Source organism: Citrobacter sp. RHB20-C16 (assembly GCF_013890155.1).
Lineage (GTDB): Bacteria > Pseudomonadota > Gammaproteobacteria > Enterobacterales > Enterobacteriaceae > Citrobacter_A > Citrobacter_A amalonaticus.
On the sequence record NZ_CP057630.1, the window covers coordinates 4030138 to 4046584 of the forward strand.

The following is a 16447-nucleotide window of genomic DNA, read 5'->3' on the forward strand; positions in this document are numbered from 1 at the left end:
CTCATTCCACGGTGTAGAAGTGTCTGAGCTCATCGAACTGCATGGCAAATTCGATGTAGCTCATCAGCGCGGGAGAGTTCAGCTTACGGCTGGGATACACCAGCCAAAGATCGTTTCCCGCCACTGTCCATGGCGCCAGTACCGGTATCAGAGCGCCCTTTTCGATTTTATCTTCCAGCATAAACGCCGGCAGCAGCGTGATCCCCGCCCCTGCGATGGCGCTTTCGCGGGCATAGACCAGATTATCCGTCAGATGCACCCGCTCAGGCATGTACTGATAGTCTTCATCACCGCGATGAAATAACCACTCAGCCCAGGCTTTGTGCGCGATGCAATGGTGTTCGACCAGTTGACGGGGATGGTTCAACGGCGCATAACGTGACAGATAATCGGGCGAGGCCAGCAAATAGCGCGGGCAATGGCCAATCATACGTCCGATCAGCGAGGAATCCTGCGGCTTACCAGTGCGCAACGCGACGTCAAAACCGCTGTCCACCAAATCCAGCAGTTCATCGGAGATACTGACCTCAAGATAAACATCGGGGTAGCGTTGCTGGAACTGCGTGTTCAGGCGCGCGAGCAGTGTCGCGCCAATGCCCGCCGGCGACGTGATGCGCAATCGTCCGCTGGGGTTGTCGCGCAGGCGCTGAACCGCATAATCGGCGCGTTCGCTGGCAGCGAGTATTTCCCGGCAGTGCACCAGATAGTGTTCACCGGCGTAGGTCAGGTTCAGTTTGCGGGTGGTACGGTTGATCAGGCGAATGCCAACGTGCTGCTCAAGCTGGCTGATACGCTGACTGACGCTCGACTTCGGCAGCCCCGCCTTTTGCGCGGCGACGGTAAAGCTGCCGTGTTCGGCGACCAGGGCAAATAGCGCCATATCCTGCAAGTGCTTAAACATCGCGTTCACCCCTGGCGAGGATCACCCCTGCTCACCCATCATCTCTTTGACCAGCTCGACGCAACGCAGGAAACGGCCATCGTAATCCGCCTCTTCGACATGCACGAAGTCGATATTGTTTTCGCGCAACATCTCCACCAGCAGCGTCTGAAATTCTTTACGATCCACTGAACTACCGAGGCTGCGCAGACCGTCCGCCACCCACGGCGTGTTATTTTCCAGCAGGATCACCAGGTCAAAGCGGTATTCATCAATCAACGCCTGCACAAACGGATGTTCTCGCCCTTCGTACTTTTTGCAGAAGGCCTGAGTCGTGACGAAGTCGGTGTCGACAAACGCCACTTTATTGGCGTACTTCACTGCAAAATCAATGTACTGCGCGTGGCCCAGCGCGATTTTATCGTAGTCAGAATATTGTAGCGCCATCTCATCCCCCCCGAGGTGAGAGAAGACATAATCCCGGCCATACTCCCACGCACTGGTGGTATTGAAGATATTCGCCAGCTTATTGACCAGCGTCGATTTCCCACTCGATTCTCCGCCCAGCACCGCCACGGTACGCACGAAGAACGGCTTCACTTCAGTCGGAATATATTCCCAGTAGCGGAAGGGGTTTTCACGGATTTGCGCGCCGCTGATGCTCATAAAGGTGCGTTTCGGGTCGATAAGCACCGTTTCGATACCCAGATGTTCCAGGTACTGCGGGGCATCGGCTTCCTCTGAGGTATAGATCCAGTTTGGCGCAATCCCCTTCTCCGCCATAAACGCTTTGATACCCTTGCTCCAGACGTCCCAGCCGTGCGGATACGGCTCCATCCCCTCTTCGTTGAAGGCATGAATGCGGATATTTTTCTGATATTTGAACGTTTGTAACAGCCAGCGCAGACGATCCGGCACGGTCGGTTGCTGGGACATGGCGCTGTCTTCAAACAGCGCGCGGTCGCGCGTATCGTCATAGCCCATGATGATATGCAACTCGTCCACCTGGCTACAGGCGCGCTGAATCAGATAGATATGACCGGTGTGCAGCGGATAAAATTTGCCGAACACCACACCGATATTTTTCTGCTGCCGGGGAAACTCCAGCCCCAGAAAACGGTGCAACGCCTCCAGCTTTTGTGCGCTGGGACTTTTGATCTTGGCATTGAGAAGTTGACTGAGATAGCCCTTGGTCATTCCACTGGCATCCGCCACTTGTTGCAGGGTACAGCCCTTTTGCTTGATCGCGGTTTTCAGATAATCAAATGACGACATGGGTAACCTCCGTTTCACTCATTATAAGTCGTCAAACACGTTTAACGCATCCGCCAGCTTCTTGACACCAAAAACCTGCATCCCTTCCGGCGGTTTTTTCGGCACGTTAGCTGCCGGAACAATCGCGCGACGGAAACCATGTTTTGCGGCCTCGGAAATACGCTCCTGACCGCTGGGCACCGGGCGAATCTCTCCTGCCAGCCCCACTTCGCCAAACACTACCAGGTCCTGCGGCAGCGGCCTGTCGCGCAGGCTGGAGACCATCGCCAGCAGCAGCGCCAGATCCGCGCTGGTCTCTGTGACTTTGACGCCGCCCACCACGTTAACGAACACGTCCTGATCGGCCATTTGCAGACCGCCGTGACGGTGCAGCACCGCCAGCAGAATCGCCAGACGGTTCTGCTCCAGCCCCACCGCGACGCGACGCGGGTTGGCCATCATCGAGTGATCGACCAGCGCCTGGATCTCCACCAGCAGCGGTCGCGTCCCTTCCCAGACCACCATCACCGAACTGCCGGAGGTGACTTCATCGCCACGACTCAGGAAGATCGCCGAAGGGTTGCTCACTTCGCGTAGTCCCTGTTCGGTCATCGCGAAGACCCCTAACTCATTCACCGCGCCAAAACGGTTTTTGTGGCTGCGCAGGGTACGAAAACGGGAATCGGCATCGCCATCCAGCAATACCGAGCAGTCGATGCAGTGCTCAAGCACTTTTGGCCCGGCCAGCGAGCCGTCTTTGGTCACGTGGCCCACCATCACAATCGCCACGCCGCGCGTCTTGGCAAAGCGCGTCAGGTAGGCCGCCGTCTCACGCACCTGCGCCACGCTGCCGGGTGATGACTGGATATCCGCCATGTGCATAACCTGAATGGAGTCGATCACCATCAGCTTCGGCTGCTCTTCTTCTGCAATCAGGCAAATCTGCTCAATACTGGTTTCCGAAAGCATGTTGAGATTGTTGGTCGGCAAACCGAGGCGGTGCGCGCGCATTGCCACCTGCTGCAGGGACTCTTCCCCGGTGACGTACAGGGTTTTCATCTGCTCCGCGAGCTTGCACAGCGTCTGCAATAACAGCGTGGATTTACCCGCGCCGGGGTTACCGCCAATCAGAATCGCACTGCCGGGAACGACGCCGCCGCCCAGCACGCGGTCAAACTCTTTAAAACCGGTGGAAAAACGCGGCAGCTCTTCCAGGCTGATATCGGAAAGCTTCTGAACCTTTGCAACGCCAGCGCTCCCGGCATAACCACTCAGTCGCTCATTACGCGCCACCGTCGGCGATGCAGCCAGGCGCACCTCGGTGATGGTGTTCCAGGCATGACAGGCGCTGCATTGCCCCTGCCAGCGCGGATAATCCGCCCCGCATTCATTACATACAAAGGCGCGTTTTGGAGCTTTTGCCACGGTTTACCTCGTTATCTCTGTACCGCCTGTGTGCCGGATGGCGGCGGCGCCTTACCCGGCCTACACCTTAATACCAGCCGGTATCTCAATTATTTCTGGTTCATGCTGCCGGAGAGAATGCAGAACACCCCCATCAGGTCAGCGTGACGGATAGTAATCTCCGTCTTTTCATTCACTTTCGGCTTGGCATGGTACGCAATCCCCAGCCCCGCCGTTTTGATCATCGGCAGATCGTTGGCGCCATCGCCAATCGCCACGGTCTGCGCGATCGGGATTTCATATTCCTGCGCCAGTCGGGTCAGCGTTTTGGCCTTATACTGCGCATCGACGATATCGCCAATCACGTTGCCGGTAAATTTACCGTCCATGATCTCCAGTTCATTCGCCACTGCCGCCGTTAGCCGCAGTTTCTCACGCAGATATTCGGCAAAGAAGGTAAAGCCGCCGGAGGCGATTGCCACCTTCCAGCCTAGTGTTTCCAGCTTCAGCACCAGTTGCGTCAGGCCTGGCATCAGCGGCAGACTTTCACGTACCTGATGCAAAATATTGGCATCCGCACCTTTCAGCGTCGCCACACGACTGCGCAGGCTGGCGGTGAAGTCGAGTTCGCCGCGCATCGCCCGTTCGGTCACTTCCGCGACCCTTTCGCCGGTACCGGCCAGTTTGGCGATCTCATCAATGCACTCGATCTGAATCGCGGTGGAGTCCATGTCCATCACCAACAGGCCAGGAGTACGCAAATGCGGGATTTTCCCCAACGGCGCAACGTCTAATTGCGCATCATGCGCCAGTTTCGTCGCGCGAGGCGTGAGCGAACCGGCAAGGCGAATGACCTGATAGTCCTCGACACACCACGCCGCGACAATCACCATCGCCGCGCCCAGTTTGCTCTGGTACTGAGTGAGACGTTGTTTATCCAGCCCGCGTCCGTACAGCAGCCAGCCGCTACGTCCAGCGTGGTAATCCAGTGGCATCACCTCGTCACCACTCAAAGAAAGGGGCAAACCTGGCCATAAAGAGACATCTTCAGGCAAATCGCACCAGGTAATGTTAGGCATTAAAGCTCCTGTAAAATCGTTCGGGCCGGGAAGGTTCACGGGGAAAATAACGCATGAGGCTACCCTGTAACCATCGCTTCTGGCAACATTAAGCCTCAAATTTTCAGCAGGTGGAATATGGCTCGCGCAAAACTGAAATTCCGACTTCATCGTGCAGTGATTGTATTGTTCTGTCTCGCACTGCTTGTTGCGCTCATGCAGGGCGCCTCCTGGTTCAGTCAAAATCACCAGAGACAGCGTAATCCGCAGCTTGAAGAGTTGGCGCGCACGCTGGCGCACCAGGTCACGCTGAACATCGCGCCGCTGATGCGTACCGAAACGCCTGACGAAAAACGCATCAAGACGATTCTGCAGCAGTTAACGAAGGAAAGCCGCATACTTGATGCCGGCGTTTATGATGAACAAGGCGATATGATTGCCCGCGCAGGCGAAAGCGTAAATGTGCGCGACCGTCTGGCGCTGGACGGTAAAAAAGCCGGCGGCTACTTCAACCAGCAGATTGTTGAACCCATCCAGGGGAAAAATGGCCCACTGGGCTATCTTCGCCTGACGCTGGATACGCATACCTTAGCCACTGAAGCCCGGCAGGTGGACAACACTACTAACATTTTACGCCTGATGCTGCTGCTTTCACTGGCCATCGGCGTGGTGCTGACCCGCACTCTGCTGCAGGGTAAACGAACCCGCTGGCAGCAATCGCCCTTCCTGCTCACCGCCAACAAGTCGGTGCCGGAAGAGGAAGAGAGCGAGAAAAAAGAGTCATTCGTTACAGGAAAGGAAAACTGACATGTCGACACTTCGCCTGCTTATTTCTGACTCTTATGACCCCTGGTTTAACCTGGCGGTCGAAGAGTGTATTTTCCGTCAGATGCCCGCCACTCAGCGCGTGCTGTTTTTGTGGCGCAATGCCGATACGGTCGTCATTGGGCGTGCGCAAAACCCGTGGAAAGAGTGCAATACGCGGCGGATGGAAGAGGACAACGTGCGCCTGGCGCGCCGCAGCAGCGGCGGTGGCGCGGTCTTCCACGATCTCGGCAATACCTGTTTCACCTTTATGGCCGGGAAGCCGGAATACGATAAGACCATCTCGACGTCCATTGTCCTGAATGCGCTTAACGCACTGGGCGTGACGGCTGAAGCTTCAGGACGTAACGATCTGGTGGTGAAAACGGCGGATGGCGACCGTAAGGTTTCTGGCTCAGCCTACCGCGAAACCAAAGATCGCGGTTTTCATCACGGCACACTATTGTTGAACGCCGATCTCAGCCGACTGGCAAACTACCTGAATCCAGACAAAAAGAAACTGGCGGCCAAAGGCATTACCTCTGTACGCTCGCGCGTGGCGAATCTCACCGAACTGTTGCCGGGCATCACCCATGATCAGGTGTGTGCGGCGGTAACCGAGGCCTTTTTTGCCCACTACGGCGAACGCGTTGAAGCGGAGGTGATCTCCCCGGACAACACGCCCGATCTGCCGAACTTTGTCGAAACCTTCGCCCGCCAGAGCAGTTGGGAGTGGAACTTCGGGCAGGCACCAGCCTTCTCGCATCTGCTGGATGAACGTTTTACCTGGGGAGGCGTCGAACTGCACTTTGACGTTGAGAAAGGGCATATCACCCGTGCGCAGGTGTTTACGGACAGTCTCAATCCGGCACCGCTAGAAGCGCTGGCCGCACGTCTTCAGGGCTGCCTGTATCGTGCCAGTGTCGTACAGCAGGAGTGCGAATCTTTGACGAGGGATTTTCCGGAGCAGGAAAAAGAGTTGCGGGAATTGTCGGCGTGGATTGCACAGGCGGTGCGCTAATAAAAAGCCCGCTGGCACTGCTCAGCGGGCCTGGAAAACCGTAGGTCGGGTGAGGCGAAGCCTCCCCCCGGCACCCAGGTCTTACGCTTTATCGCCCAGCAGAACGGATTCCAGCGCGATTTTAATCATGTCGTTGAACGTGGTTTGACGTTCAGCCGCCGTCGTCTGCTCATGCGTACGGATGTGGTCAGACACGGTGCAGATAGTCAGTGCTTTCGCGCCAAATTCTGCCGCCACGCCGTAGATACCCGCCGCTTCCATTTCCACGCCCAGGATGCCGTATTTTTCCATCACGTCGAACATTTCGCCGTCCGGAGAGTAAAACAGATCCGCAGAGAACAGGTTGCCAACGCGTGCGTCCACACCCAGTGCTTTTGCCGCGTCAACCGCGTCACGTACCATGCCGAAATCAGCAATCGCGGCAAAATCATGGTCTTTGAAACGAATGCGGTTCACTTTGGAATCGGTGCAGGCACCCATACCAATTACCACGTCACGCAGTTTTACGTCCGGACGCACAGCACCACAGGACCCTACGCGAATGATTTTCTTCACGCCGAAATCGGTAATCAGCTCTTTGGTGTAGATGGAGCAGGACGGGATACCCATACCGTGACCCATGACGGAGATCTTACGGCCTTTGTAAGTCCCGGTGAAACCTAACATGCCGCGAACGTTGTTTACTTCGCGTACATCTTCAAGGAAAGTTTCCGCAATGTGTTTTGCGCGCAGCGGGTCGCCCGGCATCAAAACGACGTCAGCGAAATCACCCATTTCTGCATTAATGTGAGGAGTTGCCATCTTTTATCCTTATTTCGTTGTTATTGCCTGATGGCGGCTATGCCTTATCAGGCCTACAAAATGTATTCAAATACCCTAAGGATTTCGCGTTGTAGGAAGGCGACGAATTCGTGAATCCCCGGGAGCATAGATTAACTATGTGACCGGGGTGAGCGAATGAAGTCAACGCATCTACAGCGCGAAAGACAACGGGTATTACAGCATGTTTTTACCGTATTCCATTGGCGACGTGCCAAAGTACGAAGCAAGAGTCTGACCAATATCCGCAAAAGTTTCGCGGTGGCCTAACGAGCCCGGTTTTACTTTCGGGCCGTACACCAGCACCGGAATGTGTTCACGGGTGTGATCGGTACCGGTCCAGCTCGGATCGCAGCCATGGTCAGCGGTCAGGATCAGAATGTCATCTTCACCCACCAGCTCCATCAGCTCCGGCAGACGGCGGTCGAACAATTCCAGACCGGCCGCATAACCGGCGATATCACGACGGTGGCCCCAGGAGGAGTCGAAATCCACGAAATTGGTGAAGACAATCGTCTGATCGCCGGCTTCTTTCATCTCTTTAATGGTGGCGTCAAACAGCGCGTCCAGGCCGGTGGCTTTCACTTTTTTAGTGATGCCGCAGTTGGCGTAGATGTCCGCGATTTTACCGACGGAAACCACGTGGCCGTCTTTCTCATCAACCAGTTTCTGCAACACGGTCGGCGCTGGCGGTTCAACGGCCAGATCGTGACGGTTGCCGGTACGCTGGAAGTTACCCGCTTTATCGCCAATAAACGGACGCGCGATAACGCGACCGATGTTGTAGCCGCCTTCGGTCAGCTCTTCACGGGCGATCTCGCACAGCTCGTAAAGTTTATCCAGACCAAACGTTTCTTCGTGGCAGGCAATCTGGAACACGGAATCCGCGGAGGTATAGAAAATCGGTTTGCCGGTTTTCATATGCTCTTCGCCCAACTGGTCCAGAATCACCGTACCGGAAGAGTGGCAGTTACCGAGATAGCCCGGCAGGTTTGCCCGTTTGACCAGTTTATCCAGCAGTTCCTGCGGGAAACTGTTTTCGTGGTCGCTGAAATAGCCCCAGTCAAACAGAACCGGCACACCGGCGATTTCCCAGTGGCCAGACGGCGTATCTTTACCGGAAGAGAGCTCATGCGCCCAGGCGTATGCACCAATCACTTGTGCGTTAGCGTCCATACCGGCTGCGATTTTACCGGTAGACCCTTCATGCGCTTTCACCAGACCCAGGCGGGTCAGGTTTGGCAGATTCAGTGGGCCTTTACGCCCTTTGTCAGCCTCGCCTTTGGCACAGGCTTCAGCGATATGCCCCATGGTGTCGGAACCGACGTCGCCAAAGCGATCTGCGTCTTCCGTCGCACCAATACCAAAGGAGTCCAGCACCATAATAAATGCACGTTTCATCTTGTTCTCCATTCATCTGCGCTGCAAAAAAGCGATCAGATCAGTATATAGCTATTCGGTGATACGACGATAGACCGTTGGTGTGCTTTCAGGCGCTTTATCGTCAAGGATAATTGCCGCTTTGACGGCTTTCGCCGCGTCCTGCCAGCTGGCTTCATCTTTCGCGTGGATCACCGCCAGCGGACGCTGCCCGTCTACGCTGTCGCCAAGACGCGCCATATCGGTAAAGCCGACGCTGTAATCAATGGTATCCGACGCCTGGCGACGACCGCCGCCCATCGACACCACCGCCATACCCAGCGCACGCGTATCCATCGCGCTGACGAACCCTTCGCTATCAGCGTAAACCGCTTTACTGAGCATTGCCGTCGGCAGGTATTTCGCGTAGTTCTCCACGAAGTCGGTCGGGCCTTTCTGGGCGGCAACCATCCGGCCAAAGATCTCAGCGGCTTTACCGTTATCCAGCACCGCCTGCAATTTCGCCCGCGCGTCAGCGTCGTCTTTCGCCAGATTGCCGGAGATCAGCATTTCAACACACAGCGCCATCGTCACATCGAACAGGCGTGGGTTGCGGTATTCGCCGGTCAGGAACTGCACCGCTTCGCGTACTTCCACCGCGTTACCCGCGCTGGACGCCAGTACCTGGTTCATGTCGGTCAGCAGCGCGGTGGCGCGCACGCCAGCACCGTTCGCCACGCCCACAATCGCTTCCGCCAGCGCTTCAGAGAGCTCATAGGTCGGCATAAACGCGCCGCTGCCGACTTTCACATCCATAACCAGCGCATCCAGCCCTTCCGCCAGTTTTTTCGCCAGAATGGAGCCGGTGATAAGCGGAATGGAATCCACCGTTGCAGTAATATCGCGGGTGGCATAAAAACGTTTGTCCGCCGGTGCGAGCGAGCTGGTTTGCCCGATGATCGCCACACCCACGTCCTTAATGATTTCGCGGAAACGGTTGTCGTCCGGGAAGATGTCGAATCCCGGAATAGCTTCCAGTTTATCGAGCGTACCGCCGGTATGACCCAGTCCGCGACCTGAAATCATCGGAATGTAGCCGCCACAGGCTGCGACCATTGGGCCGAGCATCAGCGACGTCACGTCGCCCACACCGCCGGTGGAGTGTTTATCCACGATCGGGCCGTTCAGATTCAGGCTCTTCCAGTCCAGGACGGTTCCTGAATCCCGCATTGCCATGGTCAGCGAAACGCGTTCTGGCATCGTCATATCGTGGAAGAAAATGGTCATCGCCAGGGCGGCGATCTGCCCTTCTGAAATGGTATTGTCACGAATACCATTGATAAAGAAACGAATTTCTTCATCGCTCAACGCATGACCATCACGTTTTTTACGAATAATTTCTTGTGCGAGAAACACGATAACCTCCCGATTAGGGCCGGGTAAGCCATGTGCTCCCCGGCGAGTCGTATTGATGCCGGATGGCGGCTAACGCCTTATCCGGCCTACGATGGGCAATTCAAATTTAGTAACTGCTTGCGCTCTTACCATCGCCGTGACCCAGCGCTTTCAGCAGGCTTGCCAGCAAGCTGGATGCCCCAAAGCGATAGTGACGAGAATCCGCCCAGTCCGCGCCGAACAGTTCATCAGCGATAGCCAGGAACTGCTGAGCATCTTCGGCGGTGCGCACGCCGCCCGCAGGTTTGAAGCCCACAGTTTTGGATACGCCCATATCGCGGATCACTTCCATCATGATGCGAGCGCTTTCCGGCGTGGCGTTTACGGGTACCTTACCGGTAGAGGTTTTAATGAAATCCGCACCTGCTTTGATAGAGATTTCAGAGGCCTTACGAATAAGCTGCTCTTCTTTCAGCTCACCGGTTTCGATGATCACTTTCAGCAGCACGTTTGCCGCCGCGCACGCGTCTTTACAGGCTTTCACCAGATCGAAGCCGACCTGCTCGTTACCAGCCATCAGCGCACGGTACGGGAAGACCACGTCCACTTCATCCGCCCCGTAAGCAATCGCCGCGCGGGTTTCCGCCAGCGCGATCTCAATATCGTCGTTGCCATGCGGGAAGTTAGTCACCGTCGCAATACGGATATCCGGGGTGCCCTGCTCTTTCAGCGTCTTACGCGCAATCGGGATAAAACGCGGATAGATGCAGACTGCTGCCGTGTTGCCAACCGGAGTTTTCGCCTGATGACACAGGGCGATCACTTTTTCATTGGTGTCGTCGTCATTCAGGGTGGTCAGGTCCATCAGTTTCAGTGCGCGCAGGCTGCTTGCAGTTAAATCGCTCATAACATTCTCCAACGGCGTCGCCGTATAAAATTCTCACCTTGCGAGTCTGTTAGTATTCTAACATCGACTCACCGTTACACTTCGATATACATCACAGTTAATGAAAACTACGTACAAATTTGCATTACTGTAATGAGATCAGCTTCAAAAAATAGTCTTTTTCTGTCGATTTCTTCTCCACTCAGGCGCATCAGGATCAAAGTGCTGACAGCGCATCTTTCTACAATGACGTTATGATCTTCGGCCTATAAAGGAATTACGATGCCTACGACCCATGAAACCGCGCTGCAACAACGTTGCCAACAAATCGTCACCAGCTCACTCCTCAGTCCGGAACAGAAACGTCATTTTCTCGCGCTGGAAGCAGAGAACAACCTGCCTTACCCTTCACTGCCCGCCGGGGCGCGCCAGGCGCTGGACGACGGGGTTATCTGCGATATGTTCGAAGGTCACGCACCGTATAAACCGCGCTATGTGCTTCCCGATTACGCGCGTTTTCTGGCCAACGGTTCAGCATGGCTGGAACTGGAAGGGGCGAAAGATCTGGACGATGCACTGTCTCTGTTGACCATTCTGTATCACCACGTGCCTTCCGTCACATCGATGCCGGTTTACCTGGGGCAACTGGATACGCTGCTGCAACCATATGTGAAAATTCTAACACAAGAAGCGATCGATATTCGAATAAAACGTTTCTGGCGGTATCTCGACAGAACGCTGCCTGACGCTTTTATGCACGCCAACATTGGCCCGGCAGATACCCCCATCACCCGGGCTATTTTACGCACCGACGCAGAGCTAAAGCAGGTTGCGCCTAATCTGACGTTCATCTACGACCCGGAAATCACCCCCGATGATCTGCTGCTGGAAGTGGCAAAAAACATCTGTGAATGCAGCAAGCCGCATATTTCCAATGGGCCGGTAAATGATAAAATTTTCACAAAAGGTCACTATGGTATCGTCAGCTGTTACAACTCTCTGCCGCTTGCCGGTGGCGGCAGCACGCTGGTTCGTCTCAATCTGAAAGCCATTGCCGAGCGCAGCACTTCTGTCTATGACTTCTTTAACCGCACACTGCCGTACTATTGTCAGCAGCAAATTGCCATCATCGATGCGCGATGTGAGTTCCTCTATGAAAAATCACATTTCTTTGAGAATAGCTTCCTGGTGCAGGAAGGTCTGATCGATCCACAACGTTTTGTGCCGATGTTCGGTATGTACGGCCTGGCGGAGGCGGTTAACCTGTTGTGCGAAAAAGCGGGTATGAATGCGCGCTACGGCAAAGATGAGACGGCGAACGATCTGGGCTATCGCATCAGCGCCCAGCTTGCGGATTTTGTCGAGAACACGCCGGTGAAATATGGCTGGCAGCAGCGTGCCATGCTGCATGCCCAGTCGGGGATCAGTTCAGATATTGGCACTACGCCGGGCGCACGTTTGCCCTATGGCGATGAACCGGATCCGATCACCCACCTGCAAACCGTCGCACCGCACCACGCGCATTATCAGTCCGGTATCAGCGACATTCTGACGCTCGATGAGACCATCAAGCGTAACCCGCAGGCGCTGGTGCAACTCTGTCTGGGCGCGTTCAAAGCGGGAATGCGCGAGTTTACCGCCAACGTCAGCGGCAACGATCTGGTCCGCGTTACCGGGTACATGGTGCGCCTGTCGGATCTGGAAAAATACCGCGCCGAAGGCTCGCGGACCAATACCACCTGGCTGGGGGAAGAGGCCGCACGCAATACGCATATTCTGGAACGCCAACCTCGTGTCGTCAGTCATGAACAGCAGATGCGCTTCAGTCAGTAAGGTTATCCCGTTCTCCTGCGTGGACGGGCCGGGCAGTCGTCTGGCCCTCTTTCTGCAAGGGTGCAATCTGCGCTGTAAGAATTGCCATAACCCGTGGACGATGGGACGCTGCAACGACTGCGGCGAATGCGTTCCGCAGTGCCCGCACCAGGCGCTGAGTTTCAGTGACGGGAATGTTGTCTGGCATGCCGAGGCCTGCAAACAGTGTGATACCTGTTTGCAGATGTGCCCGCAGCAGGCAACGCCGATGGCGCAAACAATGAGCGTGGACGAGGTATTGCGCCAGATCCGCAAAGCATCATTGTTCATTGAGGGTGTCACCGTCAGCGGCGGCGAAGCCACGACGCAGTTGCCTTTCGTTGTGGATTTGTTTACGGCGATTAAGGCCGACCCGCAGCTCCGGTCGCTGACTTGTCTGGTCGACAGCAATGGGCTGTTGAGCGAAACCGGCTGGCAGAAACTGCTACCGGTTTGCGATGGTGTGATGCTCGATCTCAAAGCCTGGGATAGTGAGCGCCACATCGCACTCACCGGTCGGGATAACGCGCAGATCAAGCGCAGTATTACGCTGTTGGCGCAGCGAGGAAAGCTGGCAGAACTGCGCCTGCTGGTCATCCCCGGGCAGGTGGATTATCTGCTGCACATTGATTCACTCGCCGCATTCATCGGACAACTGGGAAATGTCCCGCTACGACTGAATGCCTTTCATGCGCACGGGGTATACGGTGAGGCAAAATCCTGGCCAAGCGCGACGCCACAAGAGGTGGAGACGCTGGCGCAGGCATTACGGGAACGCGGCGTGACTGAGCTTATCTTCCCTGCGCTATATCTCTAGAGTAAATAATGCTGTCGTATTGCGATACAGCGCCTCAGCGATCGCCTCTGCGGGTTCCGGGCGCAGTTCGCATAACACATCGAACACTCTCGCAGCCTGTTCCGGGCGATTTGGCTGCCCCTGAAAACCATTCAACGGCATATCCGGCGCGTCGGTCTCCAGCAGCAGCGCCTCCAGCGGCAATCGTGCCATCACGTCACGGGTTTTACTGGCGCGCGGATAGGTAATCGTCCCGCCCACCCCGATTTTGTAGCCCAGTTGCACAAAACGTTCTGCCTGCTGCAGGCTGCCAGCAAAACCATGTACCACCCCGGTACGCGGCAAATCCTGGCGCTTAAGGTGCATCGCCAGCGTGTCATGCGTACGTCGGGAATGCAGGATCACCGGTAAATCGTAGCGTTTTGCTAACCGCAACTGGGCTTCCAGAAACCGTTCCTGCTTCGCGAACTGCGGATCGTCGCGATACCGATCCAGGCCAACCTCACCAATGGCGATCACTTTTGTCGGGCGCGTCGCCAGCGCCTGCTGCAGACGTGCAAGATCCTCATCGGTATGTTTCTCAATCACGATGGGATGCAGTCCCAGCGCGGCATACAACCGGGAAAAGCGTTCCGCCAGCGCCTGCACGCGGGCAAAGTTTTCCGCTGCGGTGGCCGGAATGATGATCTTCTCAATGCCCGCCTCACCCGCGAGTTGCAGGCTGTGGGTTTCATCCCCGGTAAAAGGCGGAAAATCAAAGTGACAGTGGGTATCGATAAAGCGAAAACTCACGCCAGATCCTCATTGCTGAATGTCGTATCGTTAGCCTGCGGCGCATCGCTCACCACCGCCGCATGGGTATCGTTGGCCACCGGTGCTGGTGGAACCACCACTGGCGTCGGCGTGACGTTTTGCGGCAGATGGCGTGATAACGGCGGTTCCGCTGCCAGTAGTTTTCCCACGGTCGCCAGGAAGTAGCGCCCACACAGCCGCCCGGTTTTATAATCTTCCCGCAATGCCGGAATCCGGCTTCCCAGCGCCATACTTTTTAGCGGCTTCGGCGGGTAGATTTCAAAGATCTTCAGCTTGCCCGGCGGTTTTTCAATGAATCGCTGAATTTCCGTATAGCTGGCTTCGTGGTGTTGAACCAGATTGAGCAGCGGCTGCAGGCTGCTTTCGCCCAGCCAGCGCTCCATCCGCTTGAACCACTGCGGGGTGTAATACATTTGCGAAGGCACCGTTCGAATCACCACCAGCGTTTTCGCCCCCTGCTTCACGGCCTCACGCACCGGAATGGCATCGCTGATCCCACCATCCAGGTAATTGATCCCCTCCAGCGATACGCCACTACGATAGAACCCTGGGATCGCGCTGGACGCCCGGATCAGATCGAGCCAGTTTTGCGTATTGGGAGAGAAATAGTAGGGCGTGTAGTCATCACCCCGACAGGCGCACATGTAAAACGATTTCCCGGTTTCGAACAGGCGCGAGGCGGTATCCATCTGTAACGGCATCTGACTGGCCGTAGATTCCACCAGCCAGTCGAGATCGATCAGATTCCCACCGCGCACGAAGCGTACCGGGTCAAAGAATTCCCGTCTGGTGGTATAGCGCATGATGACTTTGCGCCCGTAGCCGGGCTGGTTGCACAGATAGGCCGACAGGTTTTGCGCCCCCGCCGAGGTGCCATAATAGAGATCGAACGGATTAAACTGCGCGCGCATGAACTCGTCCAGTACACCTGCGGTAAAGATGCCACGCTGCCCGCCGCCCTCGCAGACCAACGCCAGGCGACCCGGTTTGAACCTTCTTAATGACAACGGCGCAATATTGCCGAGCGTGACGGGTATACGCTGCCCCACCTCTGCCTTCCTGTTTCTTATTACGTAATGTGCCAAAATAACGCAAATAGACGGCGGCTAAAACCGAAAAAGCCAGTCCACTGGACTGGCTTGACAGCAAAATCATTGTACGCCTTACGCGCTAGGGCCGCTTACGCCCTGTAAACAGGCTGACCAGGAAGAGAATAATCCCGACGACGAAGACAATTTTCGCCGCGCCCGCTGCCGTACCGGCCAGTCCACCAAATCCCAGAGCGGCGGCAATTAACGCGATAACCAGAAATATAATGCCCCAACGAAACATACGCTTCTCCTTTACCATAGTTAATGTCGACCGCTTGATATGAGCGCTCAGGCTGCTCATTCACGCTATTGTTTGTGTAGTGCTAGTGCTCATGACGTCCTCCGACCAGGGCCGGAGGAGAAAACGAAGACTTACTGCGCTTTCAGATCGTTTTTGACGCTTTTTACGCCATCAACGGCTTTCGCGATGCTCTCAGCGCGCTCGATTTGCGCCTGGGAATCCACGGTGCCGGAAAGCTGGACCACACCATCGGTCGTTTCTACTTTCACTTTGCGAGAAGGAACGATGTCATCCGCCAGCAGTTTCGCTTTGATCTCACTGGTGGTTGCCGTATCGCCGGCATAGCCTTTCACGGAGTCTGATTTGCTGTCGCGCACGTGGAGTTTGTCGCTGACGGAGGTTACGCCTTCAACACCTTTCGCCACGGTCACGGCCGCTTCCGCCTGCGCCTGGCTTTCGACGAAGCCGCTCAGCGTCACGACTTTCTGCTCGGTTTTGACGGAAATATCGGTGCTCTTAATGTTTTCATGATCCACCAGTGCCGCTTTCACTTTGGCGGTAATGGCGCTGTCATCCATGAAATTACCGACTTTATTCATAGAGCTATCGACTTTCTGCCCTGCGCTTTCTACACCGGATTGCGCTTTATCCATTGTGGTGTTTTCTGCATACGCAGAACCCGTTGCCACAGCGGAGGTCAACATCACGGCCAGCAGAGTTTTAGAAATCTTCAGTCTTGTCATAGTCATCGATTTTTTCCTGTATGGTTTGCTCA

The 16447-nt window shown here is 55.7% G+C and carries 16 protein-coding genes; 4 read left to right on the top strand and 12 right to left on the bottom strand.

The features are described 5' to 3' along the window. Nucleotide 1: 1 nt before the first annotated feature. The 4 genes from HVX64_RS19300 to serB all read right to left on the bottom strand — a co-directional run bounded on the left by HVX64_RS19300 (nucleotide 2) and on the right by serB (nucleotide 4617). Nucleotides 2–901, bottom strand: coding sequence for a LysR family transcriptional regulator (locus HVX64_RS19300; RefSeq protein WP_044253982.1), 900 nt, complete (start codon nucleotides 899–901; stop codon nucleotides 2–4). Nucleotides 902–922: 21 nt separating this feature from the next. Then, nucleotides 923–2155 (bottom strand): multifunctional transcriptional regulator/nicotinamide-nucleotide adenylyltransferase/ribosylnicotinamide kinase NadR, encoded by a 1233-nt coding sequence (gene nadR / locus HVX64_RS19305; protein ID WP_042999347.1) that lies wholly within the window; start codon nucleotides 2153–2155, stop codon nucleotides 923–925. Between the two features lie 21 nt (nucleotides 2156–2176). Continuing rightward, the gene (radA, locus tag HVX64_RS19310) at nucleotides 2177–3559 is read right to left on the bottom strand and encodes a DNA repair protein RadA (protein WP_044253979.1); all 1383 of its coding nucleotides are present in this window, start codon (nucleotides 3557–3559) and stop codon (nucleotides 2177–2179) included. A gap of 89 nt (nucleotides 3560–3648) precedes the next feature. After that, nucleotides 3649–4617 carry a phosphoserine phosphatase gene (gene serB / locus HVX64_RS19315; protein WP_042999345.1) on the bottom strand — a complete coding sequence of 323 codons (969 nt, stop codon included), beginning with the start codon at nucleotides 4615–4617 and terminating at the stop codon, nucleotides 3649–3651. A gap of 117 nt (nucleotides 4618–4734) precedes the next feature. Here serB and HVX64_RS19320 point away from each other — a divergent pair, with 117 nt between their 5' ends. Together HVX64_RS19320 and lplA are read left to right on the top strand one after the other, a co-directional pair. Continuing rightward, entirely contained in the window at nucleotides 4735–5403 is a 669-nt protein-coding gene (locus HVX64_RS19320) for a YtjB family periplasmic protein (RefSeq protein WP_042999344.1), read from the top strand. A 1-nt stretch (nucleotide 5404) separates the two neighbouring features. Next, nucleotides 5405–6421 carry a lipoate--protein ligase LplA gene (gene lplA, locus HVX64_RS19325; protein ID WP_044253975.1) on the top strand — a complete coding sequence of 339 codons (1017 nt, stop codon included), beginning with the start codon at nucleotides 5405–5407 and terminating at the stop codon, nucleotides 6419–6421. A gap of 81 nt (nucleotides 6422–6502) precedes the next feature. Here lplA and deoD read toward each other — a convergent pair whose 3' ends face one another. From deoD to deoC, 4 genes are all read right to left on the bottom strand, one after another. Continuing rightward, nucleotides 6503–7222: a purine-nucleoside phosphorylase gene (gene deoD, locus HVX64_RS19330; RefSeq protein WP_042999343.1), complete on the bottom strand. Its 720-nt coding sequence runs from the start codon at nucleotides 7220–7222 to the stop codon at nucleotides 6503–6505. A 195-nt stretch (nucleotides 7223–7417) separates the two neighbouring features. Continuing rightward, the gene (deoB, locus tag HVX64_RS19335) at nucleotides 7418–8641 is read right to left on the bottom strand and encodes a phosphopentomutase (protein ID WP_044253972.1); all 1224 of its coding nucleotides are present in this window, start codon (nucleotides 8639–8641) and stop codon (nucleotides 7418–7420) included. Nucleotides 8642–8692: 51 nt separating this feature from the next. Beyond that, a complete protein-coding gene (gene deoA, locus HVX64_RS19340; protein ID WP_044253969.1) occupies nucleotides 8693–10015 on the bottom strand; it encodes a thymidine phosphorylase in 1323 nt (440 codons plus the stop codon). A 106-nt stretch (nucleotides 10016–10121) separates the two neighbouring features. Further along, a complete protein-coding gene (gene deoC, locus HVX64_RS19345; RefSeq protein ID WP_044253966.1) occupies nucleotides 10122–10901 on the bottom strand; it encodes a deoxyribose-phosphate aldolase in 780 nt (259 codons plus the stop codon). A 261-nt stretch (nucleotides 10902–11162) separates the two neighbouring features. On the opposite strand from deoC, the gene HVX64_RS19350 reads away from it, so the two are divergent. Next, complete coding sequence (locus HVX64_RS19350; RefSeq protein ID WP_181825118.1) at nucleotides 11163–12713, top strand: YjjI family glycine radical enzyme; 1551 nt, start codon at nucleotides 11163–11165, stop codon at nucleotides 12711–12713. After that, the gene (locus tag HVX64_RS19355) at nucleotides 12685–13548 is read left to right on the top strand and encodes a YjjW family glycine radical enzyme activase (RefSeq protein ID WP_044253959.1); all 864 of its coding nucleotides are present in this window, start codon (nucleotides 12685–12687) and stop codon (nucleotides 13546–13548) included. The genes HVX64_RS19350 and HVX64_RS19355 overlap by 29 nt, the downstream gene beginning before the upstream one ends. Here the strand turns inward: HVX64_RS19355 and HVX64_RS19360 are convergent. The 4 genes from HVX64_RS19360 to osmY all read right to left on the bottom strand — a co-directional run bounded on the left by HVX64_RS19360 (nucleotide 13537) and on the right by osmY (nucleotide 16421). Continuing rightward, entirely contained in the window at nucleotides 13537–14319 is a 783-nt protein-coding gene (locus tag HVX64_RS19360; RefSeq protein WP_044253956.1) for a metal-dependent hydrolase, read from the bottom strand. The two genes, HVX64_RS19355 and HVX64_RS19360, sit on opposite strands and share 12 nt — an antisense overlap. Next, complete coding sequence (locus HVX64_RS19365; protein ID WP_044253954.1) at nucleotides 14316–15389, bottom strand: patatin family protein; 1074 nt, start codon at nucleotides 15387–15389, stop codon at nucleotides 14316–14318. Before HVX64_RS19365 ends, HVX64_RS19360 begins: the two co-directional genes overlap by 4 nt. A gap of 121 nt (nucleotides 15390–15510) precedes the next feature. After that, a complete protein-coding gene (locus HVX64_RS19370) occupies nucleotides 15511–15672 on the bottom strand; it encodes a DUF1328 family protein (RefSeq protein ID WP_003019081.1) in 162 nt (53 codons plus the stop codon). A 131-nt stretch (nucleotides 15673–15803) separates the two neighbouring features. Then, a complete protein-coding gene (gene osmY, locus HVX64_RS19375; RefSeq protein ID WP_042999335.1) occupies nucleotides 15804–16421 on the bottom strand; it encodes a molecular chaperone OsmY in 618 nt (205 codons plus the stop codon). Nucleotides 16422–16447: the final 26 nt, after the last annotated feature.